The organism is Nitratireductor lacus, assembly GCF_056431025.1.
The window spans coordinates 169,587-192,414 of sequence record NZ_JBWKMB010000004.1 but is presented as its reverse complement, the minus strand read 5'-3'; the positions used below and the strand labels follow the sequence as shown (position 1 = coordinate 192,414).

The following is a 22,828-nucleotide window of genomic DNA, read 5'->3' as shown; positions in this document are numbered from 1 at the left end:
GTCGGTGCAGTGGGTCGACCATGTGCCGAAGGAACAAACGAACTGAAAGTACCGGGGCCTCATGAAGTTCAGTGAATTTGCGGACATTCTTCCTCAACAGGGATCGTTGCCTGCGCAAGCGGAGGTCTCGGGGATTTCGGCGGATTCGCGGAAGGTGAAGGCAGGAGACCTGTTTTTTGCCCTGGCCGGCGTCAAGGCCAATGGAGCCGCTTTTGCCGCTGACGCTGCGCGCAAGGGGGCAGCCGCCATCATCACGGCGCCGGGTGCCCTTTCTTCCGATCCCGGGGGGCCTGTCATTGAAACGGACGATCCCCGGCGTGCCCTTGCGCTCTGTGCGGCGCGGCTTTTTCCGCGCCAGCCTGCGACAATGGTCGCGGTCACCGGCACCAGCGGCAAAACGTCTGTTGCCTCTTTCACGCGCCAGATCTGGGAACACGCAGGACTGCCGGCGGCGAGCATAGGCACCACGGGTGTGGTGGCACCGGGCCGGGACGAATATGGCGAGTTGACCACCCCCGATCCGATCGCGCTGCATCGCCTGCTCGATGAACTGGCGGGAGAGGGCGTGAGCCACGCCTCGATGGAGGCTTCGAGCCACGGGCTCGACCAGCGCCGCCTCGACGGCGTGCGGCTTGCCGCCGGGGGCTTTACCAATCTCGGGCGCGACCACATGGATTATCATCCCACGGTGGAGGAGTATCATCGGGCGAAGCTGCGCCTGTTCGACACGCTTTTGCCCAAGGGGGCGCCCGCGGTGATCTTTGCCGACGATCCGTGGTCGGACCCAACGGTGGCGGCGGCACAGGCTGCGAGCCTCGATGTACGCACGGTGGGGCGCAAGGGCGCGTTCCTGACGCTGAAGCGGGTCGAGCACGAGCGGCACCGCCAGCGGGCCGAGGTGGATGTCGGCGGTGTAATCTACGAGGTGGACCTGCCGCTTGCCGGTGATTTCCAGGTGGCCAACGCGCTGGTCGCCGCAGGTCTGGCGATCAGCACGGGGACAGCGGCGGAGACCGCGTTTGCGGCGCTGGAGACGCTCAGGGGCGCGTCGGGCCGGCTGGAGCTTGTTGGAACGGCCAAGAATGGCGCGCAGGTCTATGTGGACTATGCACACAAGCCCGACGGGCTGGAGAATGTGCTGCAATCGGTGCGACCCTTCACGACGGGGCGGGTGATCGTGGTGTTCGGCTGCGGCGGTGACCGGGATACGGGCAAGCGCCCGATCATGGGCGAGATCGCATCCCGGCTGGCCGATGTGGCGATCGTGACGGATGACAACCCGCGCTCGGAGGATCCGGAGGCGATCCGGGCGGCGATCATGGCGGCGGCTCCGGGAGCGCGCGAGATCGGCGACCGGCACGAGGCGATCCGTTCAGCCGTTGCCATGCTCGAGGAAGGCGACACGCTGATCGTTGCCGGCAAGGGGCATGAGACCGGGCAGGAGATCGCTGGCAAAAAACATCATTTTTCCGATCATGAGGAAGTGCGGGCCGCACTCGCGGAGCGTGGCGGATGAGTGCGCTGTGGACACATGACGCGCTGGTGCAGGCGACGGGTGGCAGGCCGCTCGGGCAACCGGCAGCGGCGATTGCCGGAATTTCCATCGACACGCGGACGCTCCAGCCGGGCGACGCGTTCTTTGCCATTCAGGGCGAGCGGTTTGACGGGCACGATTTCGCCACCGCTGCCATGGCGGCAGGCGCATCCGTGCTGGTGGTCTCGGAGGCGAAACTGCCGGCGCTGGGGCGGCTCTCCGTACCGAAAGTCGTGGTGCCGGACGTGCAGAAGGCGATGGAGGATCTCGGTCGTGCCGCACGGTTGCGCAGCCGTGCCAAGATCGTGGCGGTGACGGGATCGGTCGGAAAGACTTCGACCAAGAACATGATGCGCCAGGCATTTTCCGCCTGCGGCAGCGTCCATGCGGCCGACCGTTCCTTCAACAATCACTGGGGTGTGCCGCTGACGCTCGCCCGCATGCCGGCCGACTGCGACTTCGCGATCTTCGAGATCGGCATGAACCACCCGGACGAAATCCGCCCGCTCGTGAAGATGGTGCGCCCGCACATCGCCGTGGTGACGCTGGTGGCGGCGGCGCATCTGGGTTTCTTCAAGAGCATCGAAGAGATTGCCCGCGCCAAGGGCGAAATTTTCGAGGGCGTGGTGAAGGGCGGGGCAGCCCTGATCAATCGTGACGACAAGCGCTGGAAGCTTCTTTCCTCACTTGCTGAAGAGGCCGGCGTGAAGACAATTGCCGGGTTTGGCGAGAATACCCGCGCCGATATCCGGCTGATGCATGCGGAATGCGGGGCGCAATCCTCCACCTTTGCCGTGAAGATCGACGGCGAGGAGACGGAAGTGCGGCTGGGCGCGCCGGGACGGCACATGGTTCAGAATGCGCTTGCGACGCTGGGCGCGGTGCATCTGGCGCAGGCCGATGTGCGGAAGGCGGCCATGGCGCTGGGCTCGTTCGGCGCCGAAGCCGGACGCGGCGCGCGACATCGGCTAAAGGTCGGCGCGGGCACGTTCACGCTGATCGATGAAAGCTTTAACGCCAATCCGGCCTCGATGGAGGCGGCGTTCGACCTTCTGAAACGGGCGGATCTCGGCGACGGCGGACGGCGCATCGCCATTCTGGGCGATATGGCCGAACTCGGCTCCCATGCGGAGAAGCTGCATGCCGGGCTCGCCGACCTGGTGACCGGGGCGGGGACGGACTGCGTTTATCTCGCCGGGCGGGAAATGAAGGCGCTGGCGGCGGCGCTGCCGCAGGGGCTGCCGGTGGAACACCGCGAGGCGACCGACGACTTGCGCGATCTCGTGGTGAAGGCGGTGAAACCCGGCGACGCCGTGATGATCAAATCTTCGAAGAGCATCGGCTTCAACAGACTGGTCGACGCCTTTATCAACACCTATCCGGGCGCGGCGACGGGAGACTGATCCATGCTCATGATGCTCGTTGAACTGGCCGATGAAGTTTCGGTCTTCAACGTATTCCGTTACATCACCTTCCGCACCGGCGGCGCGCTGATCACCTCGGCGCTGATCGTGTTCCTGTTCGGGCCGATGATCATCGCCTCGCTCAGGGTTCGGCAGGGCAAGGGCCAGCCGATCCGTGCCGACGGGCCGCAGACCCATTTCAAGAAGGCGGGAACGCCCACCATGGGCGGGCTCATGATGCTCTCGGGCATTCTCGGCTCCTGTGCGCTGTGGGCAAACCTTTCCAGCGTCTATGTCTGGGTGGTGCTGATGGTGACGGTGGGCTTTGGCGCCATCGGCTTCTATGACGATTATCTCAAGGTGACGAAGCAGTCGCATCTGGGTTTTTCCGGCAAGGCACGGCTTTCGGCGGAATTCCTGATCGCGGGGGTTGCCGCATGGACCATCATGCAGGCGGGGCAGGCGCCGTTTTCCTCGTCGCTGACCTTTCCGTTCTTCAAGGATTTTCTGCTTAATCTGGGTATTTTCTTCATCCCGTTCGCGGCCTTCGTGATCGTCGGGGCCGGCAATGCGGTGAATTTGACGGACGGGCTCGACGGACTGGCGACCGTGCCGGTGATGGTGGCGGCGGCGTCGTTCGGCGTGATCGCCTATCTTTCGGGTAATGCCATTTTCGCCAACTATCTGCAGATCCATTTCGTGCCGGGTACGGGTGAGCTGGCGGTGATCCTGGGGGCGGTGATCGGCGCGGGGCTCGGCTTCCTTTGGTTCAACGCGCCGCCGGCGGCGATCTTCATGGGGGACACCGGATCACTGGCACTGGGTGGCCTGATCGGCTCGGTGGCCGTGGCCACCAAACACGAGATCGTGCTCGCCATTATCGGCGGGCTGTTCGTGGTGGAAATCCTGTCGGTGATCATCCAGGTGGCGGTGTTCAAGATGACGGGCAAGCGGGTGTTTCTGATGGCGCCGATCCATCACCATTTCGAAAAGCTCGGCTGGACCGAAAGCCAGGTGGTGATCCGGTTCTGGATCATCGCCGTGCTGCTCGCCCTGATCGGGCTTTCAACGCTCAAGCTGCGCTAGGAAGAGCGAATGATCCCGGCTTCGGTTTTCAAGGACAGGACCATTGCCCTTTTCGGGCTCGGCGGGTCGGGCATCGCCACAGCGCGGGCGCTTGTGGCGGGTGGGGCGCGGGTGACGGCGTTCGACGACAACCCCGACAGCGTGGCACGGGCGGCAGGCGAGGGCGTGCCGACCGGCGACCTGCGTGCCATCGACTGGAGCGCACAGGACGCGTTCGTCCTCTCGCCGGGTGTGCCGCTGACGCATCCGCGTCCGCACTGGAGCGTTGAGCTGGCACGGGCGGCAGATGTCGAGATCATCGGAGACGTGGAGCTTTTTGCACGCGAGCGCCGGGCGCATGCGCCCGAGGCGCCCTTCGTCGCGATCACGGGCACGAACGGCAAATCGACCACGACGGCGCTGATCGCGCATGTTCTCGAACAGGCTGGCCGTGACACGCAGATGGGCGGCAATATCGGCCGGGCCGTGATGACGCTCGATCCGCCAGAGGCGGGGCGGCATTATGTGGTGGAGTGTTCTTCCTACCAGATCGATCTGGCGCCTACACTTGACCCCTCGGTCGGGGTTCTGCTCAATCTTTCGCCCGATCATCTCGACCGCCATGGCTCATTCGAAAATTACGCCGGCATAAAGGAACGGCTGGTGGCGAACAGCGGGCTTGCAATTGTCGGTGTCGACGACCCCGATTGCCGGCGCATCGCCGACCGGCTGGAGAAGGACGGGCGCAGGCTCGTGCGCATTTCGGCGACGTCATCGCTGGCGGACGGGTTCTATCTTGAGGGCTTCGATCTCATGCGGGCGGTCGGCGGGGTCGCCGAGAAGCTTGCGACGCTTGAGGGGATCGGTTCCCTGCGCGGCGCGCACAATGCGCAGAACGCGCTTGCCGCGCTCGCGGCCTGTCTCGATTGCGGTCTTTCTGCGCCAGAAATCCAGGCCGGCTTCAACAGCTTCCCGGGACTTGCCCACCGCATGGAGCAGGTGGCACGCAGGGGGCGGGTTCTCTTCGTCAACGATTCCAAGGCCACCAATGCCGATGCGGCGGAACGGGCACTGGCAAGTTTCGAGCGCATATACTGGATCGCCGGCGGCCTGCCCAAGGATGGTGGAATTGAAACACTGAAGAGTTTTTTTCCACGCATCGCCAAAACCTACCTGATCGGCGAGGCAGCACCGGCTTTCGCCGCCACCATCGGGGAGGCGACGGCGTTCGAGATTTCGGGTACCATAGACAAGGCCGTCGACCATGCGGCGCGCGATGCGGCGGGCGATCCCGCGCCGGAGACTGTTGTCCTGTTTTCGCCAGCCTGTGCGAGTTTCGATCAGTTCAGAAATTTTGAGGTGCGTGGCGATGCCTTCCGCGAAGCGGTGCGTTCGCTCGCCGGCGCCGAGATGATGGGGAGCAAGTGACATGGTGAGCCGCACCGACCGAAGCCCGGTGGCAAACTGGTGGTGGACCATCGACCGGTGGTTCCTCGCAGCCTTCCTGATGCTTATGGGACTGGGCGTGCTTCTGTCCTTCGCCGCCAGCCCCGCGGTGGCGGAGCGCATTGGTCTGTCGAGCTTTCACTTCGTCGTACGCCAGACCATCTATATGGTGCCCGCGGTGGTGGTGATGATCGCGGTGTCGTTCTTGAACGTGCGCCACGTGCGACGCCTGGCGCTGCTCATGCTTGTCGGCTCGCTTGTACTGATGGTGGTCACGCTCTTTGCGGGTATGGAGGTAAAGGGCTCGCGGCGCTGGCTCCATATCTTCGGCTTTTCGGTTCAGCCTTCGGAATATCTGAAGCCGGCTTTTGTGGTTATCTGCGCCTGGCTTTTCCACGAACATGCCCGACAGCCTGAAATTCCCGGCAATCTGTTTGCCATGCTCCTGCTCGGTCTGGTCATGGCACTGCTGGTCGCGCAGCCCGATCTCGGACAGACAATGCTGGTGCTCGGTACATGGGGGGCGATGTTCTTCATTGCCGGTATGCCCTGGCTGTGGATCGCTGTGCTGGGAACACTGGGCGCAGGCGGCGCTTTCCTAGCCTACACGATATTTCCGCATGCGGCTTCCCGTATCGACCGCTTTCTGACCGGCGAGGGCGACACATATCAGGTGGATATGAGCATCGAAGCGATCACCCGTGGCGGCTGGTTCGGACGCGGGCCGGGCGAGGGCACGGTGAAGCGTATCCTTCCCGATAGCCACTCCGACTTTGTGTTCGCGGTGGCGGGTGAGGAGTTCGGCATCATCCTTTGCCTTATTCTGCTCGGTCTGTTTGCGTTTGTCGTCCTGCGCGGTCTGGCAAAGGCACGGCGCGAGGACGATGATTTCACGCGCTATGCGGTTAGCGGTCTCGTGATTCTGTTTGGCTTTCAGTCGATCATCAACATGGGAGTGAATGTCCGTCTTCTGCCCGCCAAGGGCATGACGCTGCCGTTTGTCTCCTATGGCGGTACCTCTTTGTTCGCCATGGCCATTTCCATGGGCTTTGTGCTGGCGCTGACGCGCCGCAAGCCTGAAAAACGCCGCCCGGTCGCCTATGCGCCGCCATCGGGACGCGAGGCGGTCGCTGGCTGACATGGCAAAAGGCACGATACTTCTTGCCGCCGGCGGGACCGGCGGGCATCTGTTTCCGGCCGAAGCGCTCGCGCATGCGCTTCATGAGCGCGGCTGGCAGGTGCATCTGGCAACCGACAAACGGGCGGCGCGCTTTTCAGGCGATTTTCCGGCTGCGGAAACGCATATCGTCGAAAGCGCCACATTCGGATCGAAGAACCCGTTCGCCCTTCTCAGGGCAGGCTGGACCATCTGGCGTGGTGTCAAGCAGGCATCCGCACTGCTGCAGCGGCTGAAACCTGCTGCCGTGGTCGGGTTTGGCGGGTATCCCACACTGCCGCCTCTGTGGGCGGCGACGCGGCGGGGCGTTCCGGCGCTGATCCACGAGCAGAACGCGGTGATGGGACGCGCCAACAAGGCGCTGGCGGCACGTGTGCAGGCGATTGCCGGTGGATTTCTGGCTGATGAAGGACCTTTCGCGGACAAGATCATTGCCACGGGAAATCCGGTCCGTCCGGCGGTGATCGAGGCGGCAGCGGTGCCCTATCGCGCGCCGGATGCGGGAGAGCCGTTCCATCTTCTCGTTTTCGGCGGCAGCCAGGGTGCGCAGTTTTTTTCGGAGGCGATCCCCGCAGCCGTCGCAGAGCTCAGGCCGGAACAGCGCGCGCGGCTTGTCGTGACCCAGCAGGCGCGGCCCGAAGACGAGGCGGATGTTCGCGCTGCCTATGAAAAGCTCGGTGTGCCTGCGGAAGTCTCTCCCTTTTTCAATGACATGGCACGCCGGATTGCCGGGAGCCACCTGGTGATTTCGCGTTCCGGCGCGTCGACCGTTTCGGAAATCGCAGCCATTGGCCGACCGGCCTTTCTGGTGCCGTATCCCCATGCGCTCGATCACGATCAGGCAGCCAATGCCGCGGCACTGGAGCGGGCCGGCGGTGCGGAACTTCATCCGCAGGCCACGCTGAACGCGGAGCGACTTGCCGGTCTGATCGGCGGGGCAATGGAGAACTCCCGGCGCCTGACTGAAATGGCCGGGGCCGCGCATGGCGTTGGCAAAACGAATGCGGCGACGTTGCTTGCAGACGTGGTTGAGGCTATTGCCTCCGGCCAATCCGCCAAAACAGTGAAAGAAGGAAGCCACGCATGAAAATGCCGGAGACGATCGGAACCGTGCACTTCGTCGGCATCGGCGGCATTGGCATGAGCGGCATTGCCGAGGCGTTGCATACGCTTGGCTACAAGGTGCAGGGTTCGGATCAGTCCGAGAATGCCAATGTGGTGCGCCTGCGTGAGAAGGGCATCGAGGTTTTCGTCGGCCATGCGGCGGAGAATCTGGGCGAGGCTGAAGTCATCGTTGTCTCCACGGCCATCAGGAAGAACAATCCCGAGCTTGTTGCGGCACGTGAGAAGCATCTGCCGATCGTGCGCCGTGCAGAAATGCTGGCCGAGCTGATGCGGTTTCGGCAGGCGGTCGCCATTGGCGGCACGCATGGCAAGACGACGACCACCTCTATGGTGGCGGCGCTGTTCGACGCAGGCGGCTTCGATCCGACGGTCATCAATGGGGGCATCATCAACGCCTATGGAACCAATGCCCGTATGGGTGAGGGCGACTGGATGGTGGTGGAAGCCGATGAGAGCGACGGCAGCTTTCTGAAGCTGCCGGCCGAAATTGCCGTCATCACCAATATCGATCCTGAACATCTCGATCACTATGGCGATTTCGACAAGTTGCGGGCGGCGTTTCGTCAGTTTGTCGAGAACGTACCTTTTTATGGCTTTGCTGCCATGTGTATCGACCACGCCGAGGTTCAGGCGCTTGTTGGGCGGATCGAGGATCGCCGGGTGGTCACTTATGGCGAGAACCCGCAGTCGGATGTGCGCTTTGCCAATCACCGGATGGATGGGCCGGTTTCCGTATTTGACGTGACCTTTCGCGATCGCAAGACGGGTGGCACGGAAACGCTCGAAGGACTGCGCCTGCCCATGCCCGGAAAACACAATGTTTCGAACGCGACGGCGGCGATTGCCGTCGCGCATGAACTGGGCATCGACCATGAAGCGATCCGCACGGGGCTTGCGGGCTTTGGTGGCGTGAAGCGCCGCTTCACGCTGACCGGAACCTGGAACGGCGTGAGCGTTTTTGACGATTACGGGCATCACCCGGTGGAAATCCGCGCCGTTCTCAAAGCCGCGCGTGAGGCCTGCAAGGGACGGATTCTCGCCATCGCACAGCCGCACCGCTATTCGCGCCTGCACGATCTCTACGATGATTTCGCCGCATGCTTCAACGAAGCGGACAAGGTGCTGATAGCGCCGGTTTATGCGGCGGGCGAAGACCCGATTGACGGCGTATCTTCCGAGGCGCTGGTTTCGCGCGTTCGTGCGGCGGGCCACCGCGACGTCGCTCATATCGAGGGGCCGGAAGCGGTGGAGCCCATTGTGCGGGGCTGGGCGAAGGAGGGGGACTTCATCGTCTATCTGGGTGCCGGCAACATCACGCAATGGGCATATGCCCTGCCGGATGATCTGGAGGCGAAGGAATGAGCGGTGCTGCGCTGCTTGACCGTCTTGGGGACCGCCTGTCGGGTCTGCGGGGGCGCCTGACACCCGATGCCGGCATGGACAAGATCACATGGTTTCGTGCCGGCGGTCCCGCGGACGCGCTGTTTCAGCCGGCAGACGAAGAGGATCTGGCTGCCTTCCTGAAGGCGGTGCCGGAAGACATTCCGGTTACCACGGTGGGGATCGGCTCGAACCTGCTTGTGCGCGAAGGCGGCATTCGCGGATTCGTGGTGCGGCTGTCGGCCAAGGGGTTCGGTCAGGCGGAGGTGGTTTCGGAAACGTGCATTCGCGCCGGCGCGGCCATCCCCGACAAGCGCCTTGCGGCGGCAGCGCTGGAGGCGGGCATCGGTGGTTTTCACTTCTATCACGGCATACCCGGCGGACTGGGCGGTGCACTGCGCATGAATGCGGGCGCCAATGGCGTCGAGACCAGGGAGCGCGTCGTTGAGGTGCGTGCGCTCGACAGGAAGGGCGAACTGCACGTCTTCTCGAACGCCGATATGGGATACGACTACCGCCATTCCTCGGTGCCGAAGGATCTGATCTTCATCTCGGCCCTCATGGAGGGATACCCCGAAGACCGGGAGACCATCCAGAAAGAGATGGATGCGGTCCAGCACCATCGCGAGACCGTACAGCCGGTGCGCGAGAAGACGGGCGGCTCGACATTCAAGAACCCGCCCGGGACATCGGCCTGGAAAGAGGTCGACAAGGCGGGATGCCGCGGGCTCACCATCGGCGGGGCGCAGATGTCGCCCATGCACTGCAATTTCATGATCAACACGGGCACGGCGAGCGGGTACGATCTCGAATATCTCGGTGAGACGGTCCGGGCGCGTGTGCTCGAACATTCAGGCATTCGCCTGGAATGGGAGATCAAGCGCATCGGCGAGTTCAGGCCGGGGCGCGAGATCGATCCGCTGCTGGGGCAGATGCTCTGAAGTCGCATGCAACTTTTCGCATGATGCAAAGAACCTTTCCAATTGTGGCGCCCGTGATCCCGACCCGTGTCAAGTTGCACGGCGCGGGTGTTCGCGTTCACAAAGTGTAAAATTTTCAGAAAATTGAATCTTCGGGAATCTCAAGCCCTTGCCATGGAATCAAACCTCTGATTCTTTGGCTCATAAGTAATCACTGATTTGAGTCGCGGCGTTCGGGTCGGGGGCTTTCCTAATCGAGGAGGTCTCACTCGGCCAATGCAGCTTATCGCCCAAAATTCTGGGCGGCCGGACAAGGGGGTAGCCGGACCATGAAGAGAAAGAACGTCGCCGTCCTGATGGGAGGTTTCTCCTCTGAGCGGCCGGTCAGTCTTTCTTCCGGCACTGCCTGCGCCGATGCTCTCGAGGTCGAGGGATATGCCGTCACGCGCGTCGATGTCGGGCGCGATGTGGCGCGTGTTCTGTCCGAACTCAACCCGGATGTCGCCTTCAATGCGCTGCATGGCCCGTTCGGCGAGGACGGGGCTATCCAGGGTATTCTCGAATATCTCGACATTCCCTACACGCATTCCGGCGTGCTGGCATCCGCGCTGGCCATGGACAAGCAGCTTGCCAAAACGGTGGCGAAGGCGGGGGGCATTCCGGTCGCTGACGCGCTGGTGGTCAATCGCTTCGAGATCGGCAATGAGCACCCCATGGCGCCGCCCTATGTGGTGAAGCCGGTCAATGAGGGCTCGAGCTTCGGGGTGGTGATCGTTACCGAGGGGCAGAGCAGTCCGCCGCAGATCATCGGGTCGACCGAGTGGCAGTATGGCGAGCGCGTCATGGTGGAGCGCTACATTGCCGGGCGTGAATTCACCTGCGCGGTGATGGGCGAGCGGGTGCTTGGCATTGCGGAAATCATTCCGGTCGGGCACGCCTTCTACGATTATGATTCAAAATACGTTCCCGGCGGCTCAAAACACGAATGCCCGGCAAAACTTTCACCAAATATTTACCAAAAAATAGAAACACTGGCCCTTAAGGCACACAAGGCTATTGGCTGCCGGGGCGTGTCCCGGTCCGACTTCCGTTTCGACGATCGCAAATCCGATGATGGGGAGCTTGTCTGGTTGGAGGTGAACACGCAGCCCGGCATGACGCCAACCTCTCTGGTGCCCGAGATCGCCGCTGCGGCGGGAATTGGGTTTGGTGAATTGTTGAGTTGGATTGTGGAGGACGCCTCGTGTTCTCGCTGACGTCATCTCAAGCCGGAACTGGCCGGAGCGGCGGACGCTTTCGCGGAGGCGATATCGTATTGCCGCGCTGGCTGCGTCGTCCGGCGCGTTTCATGCACAGGGTCAACGCAGGCGAAGTCGAGGCGCCGCGCTACGGCGCGACGATCGCGACCGCCGTGCTGCTTGGTGCGACGGCGGTATACGGGACGCTGGCTGGCGGGCATCTGCCGCAGGTTCTGCAGAGCGTTACCGCGCGGACGGGACTTGCAATCGCACAGGTCCATGTGGTCGGAAATGAGGAAACCTCGGAGATCGATGTTCTGCAGGAGGTCGGTCTGAACGGCTGGACGGCGCTGGTCGGCTTCAACGCCGAAGAGGCGCGGCAGCGCCTTGCCGGTCTGCCCTGGGTCGAGGGTGTTGCCGTGCGCAAGGTCTATCCGGCGACGCTGGAAGTGGACATCACCGAGAAGAAGGCATTTGCGATCTGGCAGCATGGCAACGAGCTGTCGCTGATCGAAAAGGACGGCTCCGTGATCGCGCCGTTCGATGGCGGGCGCTACACGGCGCTGCCGATGGTGATCGGTGCGGGTGCGCGTGAGGCCGGACCCGAATTCATCGCCAAGGTGGCGCGTCATCCCTCCATTGCGGGCGAGGTGCGGGCTTATATCCGTGTCGGCGGACGGCGCTGGGATCTGCGCCTGAAGAATGGTGTGACGATCAAGCTGCCCGAGACCAACGAGGCGCTGACACTGGCGACGCTGGCCGCTCTCGACCGCAAGAACGGTCTTCTGTCGCGCGACATCACTTCGGTGGACATGCGGCTTCCCGACCGTATGGCGATCGGCCTTTCGGAAGAGGCGGCCGAGGCGCATCAGGAAACGATGCGCAAGCGCTACAAGGCGCGGATTGCAGGCGGGGCGCAGATATGAGCTGGTTATCAGAACCCAAGAAAGGCGCCGCGCGCCGCTCCGGCATCATCACGGTTCTCGACGTCGGTTCGAGCAAGGTCTGCTGCATCATCGCCAGGCTCATGCCGGCGGAAGAGGGACGGGCGCTGCGCCATCGCACGCACCGTGTGAAGGTCATCGGCATCGGCCATCAGCAGTCGCAGGGCATGAAGTCGGGCGTGATCGTCGATCTCGACCGGGCCGAGGAAGCGATTCGGCTGGCGGTGGATGCGGCGGAGCGCATGGCCGGCCTGACGGTGGATTCGCTGATCGTCAACGTATCAGCCGGGCGGCTGCGCAGTGAGACCATCTCGGCGTCGATCAATCTTGGCGGGCATGAGGTCGCCCAGTCCGACATCAACCGCGTTCTTGCGGCCGGTGCGCGGCAGGGGCTCGAGACCGAACGCGAAGTGGTGCATTCGCTGGCGACGGGGTTCAGCCTCGATGCCGAGCGCGGCATTCGCGATCCGCGCGGCATGGTCGGTTCCGAACTCGGCGTCGACATGCACATCCTGACGGCGGACGCAGCGCCGCTGCGCAATCTGGAGCTCTGCATCAACCGTTCGCATCTTTCGGTCGAGCGCATGGTGGCGACGCCTTACGCAAGCGGTCTGGCGGCGCTGGTGGATGACGAGGCGCAGATGGGTGCGGCCTGCATCGACATGGGCGGCGGCACGACGACGATCTCCGTTTTCGCGGAGGGCAAGTTCGTGTGGGCCGATGCGCTGCCGGTTGGCGGCAACCATGTGACGATGGATCTGGTGCGCGGCCTCTCGGCGCGGCTTGAAGACGCGGAGCGGCTGAAGGTGATGCACGGTTCGGCGCTGATCTCCTCGAGCGACGACCGGGATATCGTTTCTATCCACCCGATGGGGGCTGATCCGGGCGAGCAACCGATACAGGTGCCGCGCGCGGTGATGACGCGGATCATCCGCGCCCGCATTGAGGAAACGCTGGAGATGGTGCGCGACAAGCTCAACCGCTCCGGCTATGGCGGCCTTGTGGGGCGTCGTGTGGTTCTGACGGGCGGTGCAAGCCAGCTTGTCGGTCTGCCCGAGGCAACCCGCCGGCTTTTTGGACGCAATGTCAGGCTCGGGCGTCCGCTCGGCGTGGCAGGGCTTCCCGAGGCGGCCAAGGGGGCGGCGTTCTCCGCTTCCGTGGGGCTGTTGATTTATCCGCAGGTGGCGGAGTTCGAAAACCGTGGCCGCAGCGGCAAGAGCGGCATATTCACCCGTGCGACCGGCACTGGCGGCCGGTTTCAGCGCGTCAGCCAGTGGCTGAGAAGCAACTTCTAGCGGGGGCGGCCCCCAATGACGACCGCGGCGGCGAGGCGGCGGCAAAGGCGGAAAGGACGAGGACAATGACTATCAATCTGCAGAAGCCGGATATTACCGAGCTGAAGCCACGCATCACCGTGTTCGGTGTCGGGGGCGGGGGCGGCAATGCCGTCAACAACATGATCAATGCGGGCCTGCGGGGCGTCGAGTTCGTCGTCGCCAATACCGACGCACAGGCGCTGACCCAGTCCAAGGCCGAGCGCCTGATCCAGCTCGGCGCTGCCGTGACCGAGGGACTGGGTGCCGGTTCGCAGCCGGAAGTCGGCAAGGCCGCCGCCGAAGAATGCATCGACGAGCTGGTCGATCACCTGTCCTCGACCCATATGTGCTTCGTGACCGCCGGCATGGGCGGCGGCACCGGCACGGGTGCTGCGCCCGTTGTGGCGCGCGCTGCCCGCGAGAAGGGCATCCTGACCGTTGGCGTCGTCACCAAGCCGTTCCACTTCGAAGGCCAGCGCCGCATGAAGACGGCGGAAGCCGGCATCGAGGAACTGCAGAAGTGCGTCGATACGCTGATCGTCATTCCGAACCAGAACCTCTTCCGCATCGCCAATGACAAGACCACCTTCGCCGACGCTTTCGCGATGGCCGACCAGGTGCTCTATTCGGGTGTCGCCTGCATCACCGACCTGATGGTCAAGGAAGGCCTGATCAACCTCGACTTCGCCGACGTTCGCTCGGTGATGCGCGAGATGGGCAAGGCCATGATGGGCACGGGTGAGGCTTCCGGCGAGGGCCGTGCAATGGCCGCTGCCGAGGCGGCAATCGCCAACCCGCTGCTGGACGAGAGCTCCATGAAGGGCGCGCGCGGCCTTCTGATCTCGATTACCGGCGGTCGTGATCTCACACTGTTCGAGGTGGATGAGGCAGCAACCCGCATCCGCGAGGAAGTGGATCCGGACGCGAACATCATTCTCGGCGCGACCTTCGACGAGGACCTGGAAGGCGTTATCCGCGTCTCCGTGGTGGCGACTGGCATCGACAAGTCCGCAGCGGAAATTTCCGCACCCGCTACCGCGACGCGCCCGGTGCAGCAGCCCCGCGCCATCGAAACTCAGCGCCCGGCGGCAGCCGCTGTCGAAGCGAAGCCGCAGCCTGTCGCTGCCGATCCCGTGGCAGACGCGATTCGCCAGGCAGAACGTGTGGCATCAGAGCCCACGCCGGCTCCTGCGCCCGCACCGCGCCCGGCAGCAACCAATGGCGGTTTCCAGCCGCAGAGCTCGCTTTTCCGTGGTGCCCAGCCGGTTCAGCCGGCTCCGCGTACCCCTGCACCGGCACCCAGGCTGGCTCCGGCAGCCGAGCAGGTTCAGTCCCAGCCGCCGCAGCAGCAGACGCGTGTTGAGGAAGAGCAGTTTTCCGCGCCGCGCATGCCACGTGTGGAAGACTTCCCGCCGGTCGTGAAGGCCGAGATGGAAGCCAAGACGCAGGAACATGAGGATCGCGGTCCGATGGGGCTCATCAAGCGGCTTACGCACGGCCTTTCCCGCCGCGACGGCGAGCAGGGCTATGTGGAGCAGCCGCGTGAGCCGAAGCTGCGTCAGGCGACGCCTCAGCCGCGCCGCACGCCCGAAAACGAGGGGCAGCTCTACGCACCGCGTCAGGGACGCCTGGATGAACATGGCCGTCTCACCACACAGCCGCGCAATGTGCAGGAAGACGATCACCTGGAGATTCCCGCGTTCCTTCGCCGGCAAGCCAACTAGAGCGCTTCCACTTTCAGGTCCGATGCTCCGGGCAATAGAAACTGTTACATATGTTCGATGGGGGGATGCGACGCATCCCCCTTTTTGTTAAAATTCCGTAAATAATTCAGAAAGTTATACGACATTCGTATTTTTCTTATGCCGTAACATCGAGTAAGAAACCGTGATTTGGAGTCTGTATTCGGCAACATTATCTTTCGTTGCGATTAAAGGTGGGGTGTGGGACGCATTTTGGGGGTGTCGTCCTGAAACGTTGGACACGCCGGCGCTGAAACAGCGCAGGCCTTGAAGAGCACACGGGGACCATTTTGCTCGAATATCAGACGACACTCAAAGCGCGCTGCTCGCTCTCGGGCATCGGTGTCCATAGCGGCAAGCCCGTCTCCATTCATTTCTCCCCCGCCGAACCCGACACGGGTATCGTTTTCCAGCGAATCGACGAGGCCGGTACCGGCCGTGTGATTCGCGCGCTCGCTTCCGAGGTCTGCCAGACCGATCTCTGTACTGCCCTTGGTGATGCACGCGGGGAGTTCGTCGCAACCGTCGAGCACCTGATGGCTGCCCTTCTGGCTGTCGGCATCGACAATGTAGCGATTGAAATCGATGGAAGCGAGGTGCCTGTTCTCGACGGCAGCGCCATTGGTTTTGTCGACGCGTTCGAGCAGGCGGGTATTGCCACGCTCCCCGTCAAGCGGCGCTATATTCGCGTCGTGAAGCCCGTGCGGATCGACAATGGCGGCTCATGGGCGGAATTCCGCCCTTATGACGGAACGCGCTTCGAGGTCGAAATCGACTTCGACACGCCGGCCATTGGCCGTCAGTCGCTCGGCCTCGATCTCAATGCAGCCAACTTCCGGCAGGAGGTTGCGCGCGCACGCACGTTCGGTTTCATCAAGGATGTCGAACGGTTGTGGGCTGCCGGCTATGCGCTGGGCTCTTCTCTGGAGAACTCGGTCGTGATTGGCGAAGACCACAAGGTCATCAATATGGAAGGCCTGCGCTATTCCGACGAGTTCGTCCGCCACAAGATGCTCGACGCAGTTGGCGATCTGGCTCTTGCAGGCGCACGCTTCATCGGCTGCTTCCGTTCCTATCGCGGCGGGCACCGGCTCAATGCAGCGGCTCTGCGTCATCTTCTGACCGACCGTTCTGCCTACGAGATTGTCGAGACGACACGCCGTGAGCAGGGACGCCGGGCTGAAATGGTGGCGGTGAGTGCGCCGGTCTACGCGCCCTGGACACTCTGAAATCCGCTTTTTGCTGCATTTGCGAACGGTCTTTCCTCGTCAAACGCCACAAAATTGTACGATTGGCGGGCAATAGCGTTGCCGCGTGGCGGTCATATGCTCTATGACTGCGTTCCGAAATCGAGTTTCCGTTTGCGAGAGGCGAAATGCGTTCAACTTTTGTTGCCGGCATGACCAGAACAGGCAGAGCTGCCGTTACGACAGCTTCGCTGCTTGGCGTTTCGCTTCTTCTTTCTGCATGCAATGCGGAGAAGGATCTGGACCTGTCGACCTATGTCGAGCAGACCGATCCGGCTGACGTGCTTTACAATCAGGCACTGGCGAACATGAATGCAGGCCGCCTGAAAGAGGCGAGCGCGAAATTCGAATCCATCGACAGGCAGCATCCCTATTCAGAGTATGCCCGCAAGGCGATGGTGATGAACACCTTCGCCAACTACCGGCAGGGCAACTACGATGAAGCGATCAATGGCGGCAAGCGCTATGTGGCGCTTTATCCCACCACGGACGATGCGGCCTATGCGCAGTATCTCGTGGGACTGAGCTATTTCCGCCAGATTCGCGACGTGACGCAGGATCAGCGCGAGGCACGCCGTACGCTGGAAGCGATGGAAGAGGTGGTGCAGCGCTGGCCCGATTCAGAATATGTCGAGGATGCGCAGGCCAAAATCCGCTTCTCCCGCGACCAGCTCGCAGGCAAGGAAATGCAGATCGGACGCTATTATCTCGAGCGCCGCGAGTATGTCGCCGCCGTGCGCCGCTTCCGTGGTGTGGTGGAGAGCTATCCCAACACGCGCCATGTCGAGGAAGCGCTGGCACGTCTGACGGAATCCTATTACGCCATGGGGCTCGTCTCGGAAGCGCAGACGGCCGCTGCCGTTCTGGGGCATAACTTCCCGGACAGCGACTGGTACAAGGACTCCTACGCCCTGCTGCAGTCTGGCGGACTGGAACCGCGCGAGAATGCCGGTTCGTGGATCTCCAAGGCTGGGGCAGCGATTCTGGGCGGCTGACGCATTAGGGTCGGGACCTGTTGATATGGTCGCAATGGCGTTCGATAGACCACGAGATGCAAGGAAAAGCCCGCAGAGCGGGGTCTTCCCCCCGGTCAAGGTGTTTGACGCGGCAGGTCGCCGGTCTATCGAACGTCCTTCGGATCGGCCTTATTTGCACGGATTACTTTGTCGCAAGGCCTTGAAAGACAATAAGTCTTCCTGCAGCCTTGCTTCGCGTATCCGCACAAATCAGGCCGACCATTACGGCCATATCAACAGGTCCTGACCCTCACCATGCTATCTCACCTGTCGATCCGCGATATCGTCCTGATTGAACGCCTCGACATGGATTTCTCCGGGGGGCTCTCGGTGCTGACCGGTGAAACCGGTGCCGGCAAATCCATTCTTCTCGATTCTCTTTCGCTGGCGCTCGGCGGGCGCGGCGACGCTTCGCTGGTGCGTCATGGGGCGGATCAGGGGCAGGTTATCGCCGTGTTCGATCTGCCGGGCTCTCACCCTGTTCGCGCGGTGCTGGCGGAGAACGCGATCGACGATGAGGGCGACATCATTCTGCGCCGTGTGCAGAGCGCCGACGGGCGCACGCGCGTCTTCATCAACGATCAGCCCTCCAGCGTGGCGCTGATGCGGCAGGTGGGACGCCAGCTCGTGGAGATCCACGGGCAGCATGACGAGCGCGCGCTGGTGGACGCAGGTATTCACCGCGATCTCCTCGATGCTTTCGGCGGGCATGGCGAGGCTGTCGCGCGGGTGCGGCTTGCATGGCGTGACCTGCGCAAATGCGAGCAGGACCTGGCGCGGCACAGGGCGCGTGTCGAAGCGGCGGCGCGGGAGGCCGATTTTCTGAGAGCCTCGGTCGAGGAGCTTTCCAAGCTCGACCCGCGACCTGATGAAGAGGCGGTGCTGGCCGAGGAGCGCGCAGGGATGATGCGCGCGGAAAAGATCGCCAGCGACATTTCCGATGCACAGGAGGTGCTGTCCGGCAATGCCTCGCCGGTGTCGCAGCTTTCAAGCCTTTTGCGCCGGCTGCAGCGCAAGGCGCAGGATGCGCCTGGTCTGCTGGACGGGATCATCGAGCCGCTTGATTCGGCCCTGCTTTCGCTCGATGCGGCACAATCTGCCGTGGATGAGGCGATGCGGGCTACGGAATTCGATCCGCAGCGTCTGGAAGACACGGAAGAGCGGCTTTTTGCGCTGCGCGCCGTTGCCCGCAAACACAATGTGCAGGTGGACGACCTCGCCGAGCTCTGCGCCCGCATGGTGGGCGATCTGGATGAGCTGGACGCTGGCGAAGAGCGGCTGGCAGTGCTGGAGCAGGAAGCCAGGGCGGCAGTCGGCACTTATGACGCTGCGGCGGCGGCGCTGTCGCAATTGCGCCGCGAGACAGCAGCCTCTCTCAGCAGGGCGGTGATGGCTGAGCTGCCGGCCCTGAAGCTCGAGCGTGCGGAGTTCATTGTCGAGATTTCCACGGAAGCCGACGACCGCGGCGAGGAAGGCATCGACCACGTGGAATTCTGGGTGCGCACCAACCCCGGCACGCGGGCAGGGCCGATGATGAAAGTGGCCTCCGGCGGCGAGCTCTCGCGCTTTCTTCTCGCACTCAAGGTGGTGCTGGCGGATCGCGGATCGGCGCCAACGCTGGTGTTCGACGAGATCGATACGGGTGTCGGCGGTGCCGTGGCGGATGCCATCGGGCAGCGTCTCGCGCGGCTCGCCGAGCGTATCCAGGTGCTTTCGGTGACCCATGCGCCACAGGTGGCCGCGCGCGCAGGTACACACTATCTCATCGCCAAGAGCGGCGGCACCGACCGGGTCGCCACCGGGGTTTCGGTCATGGACACCGATGCCAGGCAGGAGGAAATTGCCCGCATGCTGGCGGGTGCCACCGTGACCGACGAGGCGCGCGCTGCCGCCCAACGCCTGCTCAGGGGCAGTGAAGCGGTTTCCTGAACGGTTCCTGTTCAAGGGTTTTTGGCTGGCCTTGTCAGCAGGGATGAGCCGCGTAAAAAGACGGCTGCCAAAACCGCGCGCGGATAGACTAAACTGCGCTCCAGTTCACATCCGGATATGTTGTCATGCCCAAAGCCAAGCAAGCCGTTGACAGTTTGACGGAAGCCCAAGCCAGGGACGAGCTTGAAAAGCTCGCTCAGGAGATTGCCGGGCACGACAAACGCTATCATGCCGAAGACGCGCCGACGATTTCGGATGCGGAATATGATGCGCTGCGGCGGCGCAATCTGGCCATCGAGCAGCGCTTTCCCGAACTGGTGCGGGAGGATTCGCCTTCCCGGCGTGTGGGCGCTCCCATCTCGGAAAAGTTCGAGAAGGTGCGGCACAAGGTGCCGATGCTTTCGCTCGACAACGCGTTTTCCGATGAGGATGTGGTCGATTTCGTGGCGCGCATCCGTCGCTATCTGAAACTCGACGCGGATGCGCCGGTGGCGATGACGGCCGAGCCGAAGATCGACGGTCTTTCGCTTTCCCTGCGCTACGAAAAGGGGCGGCTCGTTTCGGCTGCGACTCGCGGAGACGGGCAGGAAGGCGAGAACGTGACGGCCAATGCGCGGGCCGTGACGGATATTCCCAATGTGCTCGATGGAGAGCCGCCCGAGGTGATCGAGGTGCGCGGCGAGGTCTACATGACCCATGCCGACTTTTTCGCGCTTAACAAGAGGCAGGAGGAAGCGGGCAAGCAGACCTATGTGAACCCGCGCAACACGGCGGCAGGCTCGCTGCGCCAGCTGGACTCCTCCGTGACGGCCGCGCGGCCGCTCAAATTCTTCGCCTATGCCTGGGGTGAGGTCTCCGACATGCCGTCCGACACGCAGACGGGCATGGTGGCGGCGCTGGAGCGCTATGGCTTTCGCGTCAACGATCTGATGAAGCGGTGCGAGAGCGCGGAGGCGCTTCTGGCGCAATACCGCATGATCGAGGAAAGGCGGGCGACGCTGCCCTACGACATCGACGGCGTGGTCTACAAGGTGGACGATCTGGCGCTGCAGCAGCGGCTGGGCTTCGTGTCGCGCAGCCCGCGCTGGGCGATCGCCCACAAATTTCCTGCCGAGAAGGCGACGACCATTCTGAACGGGATCGACATTCAGGTGGGCCGCACGGGCGCGCTGACGCCTGTTGCGCGGCTCGAGCCCGTCACGGTGGGCGGTGTGGTGGTGACCAATGCAACGCTGCACAATGCCGAAGAGATCGAACGGCTGGGCGTGATGATCGGCGACACGGTGACGGTGCAGCGCGCGGGCGATGTGATCCCGCAGATCCTTGGCGTGATCGAGGAGAAGCGACCGGCGGATGCGCAGGCTTTCGAGTTTCCGAGCGTGTGCCCATGCGAACTGAAGACGCCGGTGGTGCGCGAGGGGATCGGCTCGGGCGCGGAGGGCGTGGTGCGCCGCTGTTCAGGCGAATTTGCCTGCCCGTTCCAGCGGGTCGAGCATCTGCGCCACTTCGTGTCGCGGCGCGCCTTCGACATTGACGGGCTGGGCGACAAGCAGATCGAGTTCTTCTTCAACGATCCCGATCTGCCGGTGAAGGCGCCCGGCGACATTTTTACGCTCGCAAGGCGCGATGGCGACAATCTCAAGAAGCTGAAGGACAAGGAAGGGTGGGGCGCGACCTCGGCCGCCAACCTGTTCGACGCCATCGAGGCGCGGCGCTCCATCGCGCTGGAGCGGGTCATCTATGCGCTCGGCATTCGCCATGTGGGCGAGCAGACGGCGAAGACGCTGGCGCGGGCCTATGGCTCCTGGCAGGAGTTCCACGATGCCGTGCTGGCGGTGGCCAATGGCGACGCGCAGGCGCGCGAGGAAATGGACGCGCTGGATGACATCGGCGATGCGGTGATCGATTCGCTGGCACACTACTTTGGCGAGGCACACAACCGCGAACTGGTGGAGGCGCTGGCCGGCGAAATCGATGTGCAGGAGGCGGAACGGCCAGCGATGGATTCGCCCGTTGCCGGCAAGACCATCGTGTTTACCGGCGCGCTGGAGCGCATGTCGCGCGACGAAGCCAAGGCCATGGCCGAACGGCTGGGGGCGAAGGTGGCAGGGTCCGTGTCCAAGAAGACGGATCTGGTGGTTGCCGGGCCCGGTGCGGGATCAAAGCTGAAGAAGGCCGCGGATCTCGGCGTGGAGGTTATCGACGAGGACGCCTGGTTCGAGCGGGTGGGGGCGTAAACTGCCGCTGATGCGTGGCTCAACGGAATTCATGTGACTGGTCAGTCCTGTTGACCTAGATTTCAGACCTCTGGAGGGATGATGACTGCCGACATTGCCAAGGAAAGCGCGCGCCCGCGCGATTTTGCGCAAGGGGTGCGCGACAGCGTGCCCGTGGTGGTCGCGGCGTTGCCGTTCGGCTTCCTGTTCGGAGCGCTGGCGGTCGAGAACGGTCTGACCGTGTTCGAAGCCGTGTTGATGAGCGCGACCGTATTCGCGGGCGCCAGCCAGATGGTGGGGATCGATCTCTTCGGCCAGAAGGTTGCGCCGTGGCTGATTGTGCTGTCGATCCTTGCCGTCAACTTCCGTCACGTTCTCTACTCGGCCACCACCGGCCGGCGCATTGCCCATTGGGGGCCGGTGCAGCGGCTGCTGGGTTTCTTTCTTCTGGCCGATCCCGTTTTCGCCGAGGCCGAGCGGCGCAGCGAAACGCATGGCAGGATCACGTTCGGCTGGTATATGGGAGCGGCGCTGCCGCTTTATCTCTGCTGGGTGGTGGAAGGCTGGCTCGGTGCGCTGTTTGGTAATCTATTGCCCGATGCGCATGCGCTTGGCATCGACTTCCTGCTGCCGATCTATTTCCTTGGCCTCGTCATGAGCTTTCGCAAGCGCTCGTTCTGGCTACCGGTCGTGCTGATGAGCGCGGCGGTTTCCATGCTTGCCTATTCCACGGTCGGCTCTCCCTGGCATGTTTCCATCGGCGCCATTGCGGGTGTGGCGCTGGCGGCGGTCATGGCACCGAACGCGCGCGGGCGTGAGGAGAGCTCATGAGCACGACGGTCTGGATCATACTTGCTGGCGCGGTGCTGACCTTCCTGACGCGCATCGGCGGCCACATGGTGCTGTCGCGGTTCGAGCGCATTCATCCGCGCGTCGAGGCCGGGCTGAACGCCGTTCCCGCCGCTGTTCTGACCACGCTGGTGGCGCCGGCGGCGATGAATGGCGGCATACCCGAAATCGCCGCGCTGGCGACCGGCGTCGTCGTCTCGCTTGTTGCCGGCGGCATGATGCCGATGTTTCTCTCCGCGGCAGCGGTGCTCATTCTGCTCCGCCACCTGACCGGGCAGTAA

General features: G+C 63.3%; 18 protein-coding genes. All 18 read left to right on the top strand.

Annotated features, from left to right (window positions below; translation table 11 throughout):
* Nucleotides 1–61 precede the first annotated feature (61 nt).
* Nucleotides 62–1,516: a UDP-N-acetylmuramoyl-L-alanyl-D-glutamate--2,6-diaminopimelate ligase gene (locus AC07E3_RS05200; RefSeq protein ID WP_478360504.1), complete on the top strand. Its 1,455-nt coding sequence runs from the start codon at nucleotides 62–64 to the stop codon at nucleotides 1,514–1,516.
* Entirely contained in the window at nucleotides 1,513–2,937 is a 1,425-nt protein-coding gene (locus AC07E3_RS05195; RefSeq protein WP_478360503.1) for a UDP-N-acetylmuramoylalanyl-D-glutamyl-2,6-diaminopimelate--D-alanyl-D-alanine ligase, read from the top strand. The genes AC07E3_RS05200 and AC07E3_RS05195 overlap by 4 nt, the downstream gene beginning before the upstream one ends.
* 3 nt (nucleotides 2,938–2,940) lie before the next feature.
* Nucleotides 2,941–4,023 carry a phospho-N-acetylmuramoyl-pentapeptide-transferase gene (mraY, locus tag AC07E3_RS05190; RefSeq protein WP_478360502.1) on the top strand — a complete coding sequence of 361 codons (1,083 nt, stop codon included), beginning with the start codon at nucleotides 2,941–2,943 and terminating at the stop codon, nucleotides 4,021–4,023.
* A gap of 9 nt (nucleotides 4,024–4,032) precedes the next feature.
* Complete coding sequence (gene murD, locus AC07E3_RS05185) at nucleotides 4,033–5,430, top strand: UDP-N-acetylmuramoyl-L-alanine--D-glutamate ligase (RefSeq protein WP_478360501.1); 1,398 nt, start codon at nucleotides 4,033–4,035, stop codon at nucleotides 5,428–5,430.
* 1 nt (nucleotide 5,431) lies between these two features.
* A complete protein-coding gene (gene ftsW, locus AC07E3_RS05180; RefSeq protein WP_336067994.1) occupies nucleotides 5,432–6,586 on the top strand; it encodes a putative lipid II flippase FtsW in 1,155 nt (384 codons plus the stop codon).
* Nucleotide 6,587: 1 nt separating this feature from the next.
* Nucleotides 6,588–7,712, top strand: a complete 1,125-nt coding sequence (gene murG / locus AC07E3_RS05175) for an undecaprenyldiphospho-muramoylpentapeptide beta-N-acetylglucosaminyltransferase (protein WP_478360500.1) — start codon at nucleotides 6,588–6,590, stop codon at nucleotides 7,710–7,712.
* Nucleotides 7,709–9,112 (top strand): UDP-N-acetylmuramate--L-alanine ligase, encoded by a 1,404-nt coding sequence (gene murC, locus AC07E3_RS05170; RefSeq protein ID WP_478360499.1) that lies wholly within the window; start codon nucleotides 7,709–7,711, stop codon nucleotides 9,110–9,112. Before murG ends, murC begins: the two co-directional genes overlap by 4 nt.
* Nucleotides 9,109–10,071, top strand: coding sequence for a UDP-N-acetylmuramate dehydrogenase (gene murB, locus AC07E3_RS05165; protein ID WP_478360498.1), 963 nt, complete (start codon nucleotides 9,109–9,111; stop codon nucleotides 10,069–10,071). The genes murC and murB overlap by 4 nt, the downstream gene beginning before the upstream one ends.
* A 308-nt stretch (nucleotides 10,072–10,379) precedes the next feature.
* Entirely contained in the window at nucleotides 10,380–11,306 is a 927-nt protein-coding gene (locus tag AC07E3_RS05160) for a D-alanine--D-alanine ligase (protein ID WP_478360497.1), read from the top strand.
* Entirely contained in the window at nucleotides 11,294–12,214 is a 921-nt protein-coding gene (locus tag AC07E3_RS05155) for a cell division protein FtsQ/DivIB (RefSeq protein ID WP_418792933.1), read from the top strand. The genes AC07E3_RS05160 and AC07E3_RS05155 overlap by 13 nt, the downstream gene beginning before the upstream one ends.
* Entirely contained in the window at nucleotides 12,211–13,527 is a 1,317-nt protein-coding gene (gene ftsA, locus AC07E3_RS05150) for a cell division protein FtsA (protein WP_223003787.1), read from the top strand. Before AC07E3_RS05155 ends, ftsA begins: the two co-directional genes overlap by 4 nt.
* Before the next feature lie 65 nt (nucleotides 13,528–13,592).
* A complete protein-coding gene (gene ftsZ, locus AC07E3_RS05145; RefSeq protein WP_478360496.1) occupies nucleotides 13,593–15,272 on the top strand; it encodes a cell division protein FtsZ in 1,680 nt (559 codons plus the stop codon).
* Nucleotides 15,273–15,580: 308 nt separating this feature from the next.
* Entirely contained in the window at nucleotides 15,581–16,519 is a 939-nt protein-coding gene (lpxC, locus tag AC07E3_RS05140; RefSeq protein ID WP_336068007.1) for a UDP-3-O-acyl-N-acetylglucosamine deacetylase, read from the top strand.
* Nucleotides 16,520–16,689: 170 nt separating this feature from the next.
* Nucleotides 16,690–17,532, top strand: coding sequence for an outer membrane protein assembly factor BamD (locus AC07E3_RS05135; RefSeq protein WP_336068693.1), 843 nt, complete (start codon nucleotides 16,690–16,692; stop codon nucleotides 17,530–17,532).
* Between the two features lie 276 nt (nucleotides 17,533–17,808).
* Entirely contained in the window at nucleotides 17,809–19,482 is a 1,674-nt protein-coding gene (recN, locus tag AC07E3_RS05130) for a DNA repair protein RecN (protein ID WP_478360495.1), read from the top strand.
* 125 nt (nucleotides 19,483–19,607) lie between these two features.
* Nucleotides 19,608–21,719: an NAD-dependent DNA ligase LigA gene (gene ligA, locus AC07E3_RS05125; protein ID WP_478360494.1), complete on the top strand. Its 2,112-nt coding sequence runs from the start codon at nucleotides 19,608–19,610 to the stop codon at nucleotides 21,717–21,719.
* An 81-nt stretch (nucleotides 21,720–21,800) separates the two neighbouring features.
* A complete protein-coding gene (locus tag AC07E3_RS05120; protein WP_478360493.1) occupies nucleotides 21,801–22,529 on the top strand; it encodes an AzlC family ABC transporter permease in 729 nt (242 codons plus the stop codon).
* Nucleotides 22,526–22,828, top strand: a complete 303-nt coding sequence (locus tag AC07E3_RS05115; RefSeq protein ID WP_065814960.1) for an AzlD family protein — start codon at nucleotides 22,526–22,528, stop codon at nucleotides 22,826–22,828. Before AC07E3_RS05120 ends, AC07E3_RS05115 begins: the two co-directional genes overlap by 4 nt.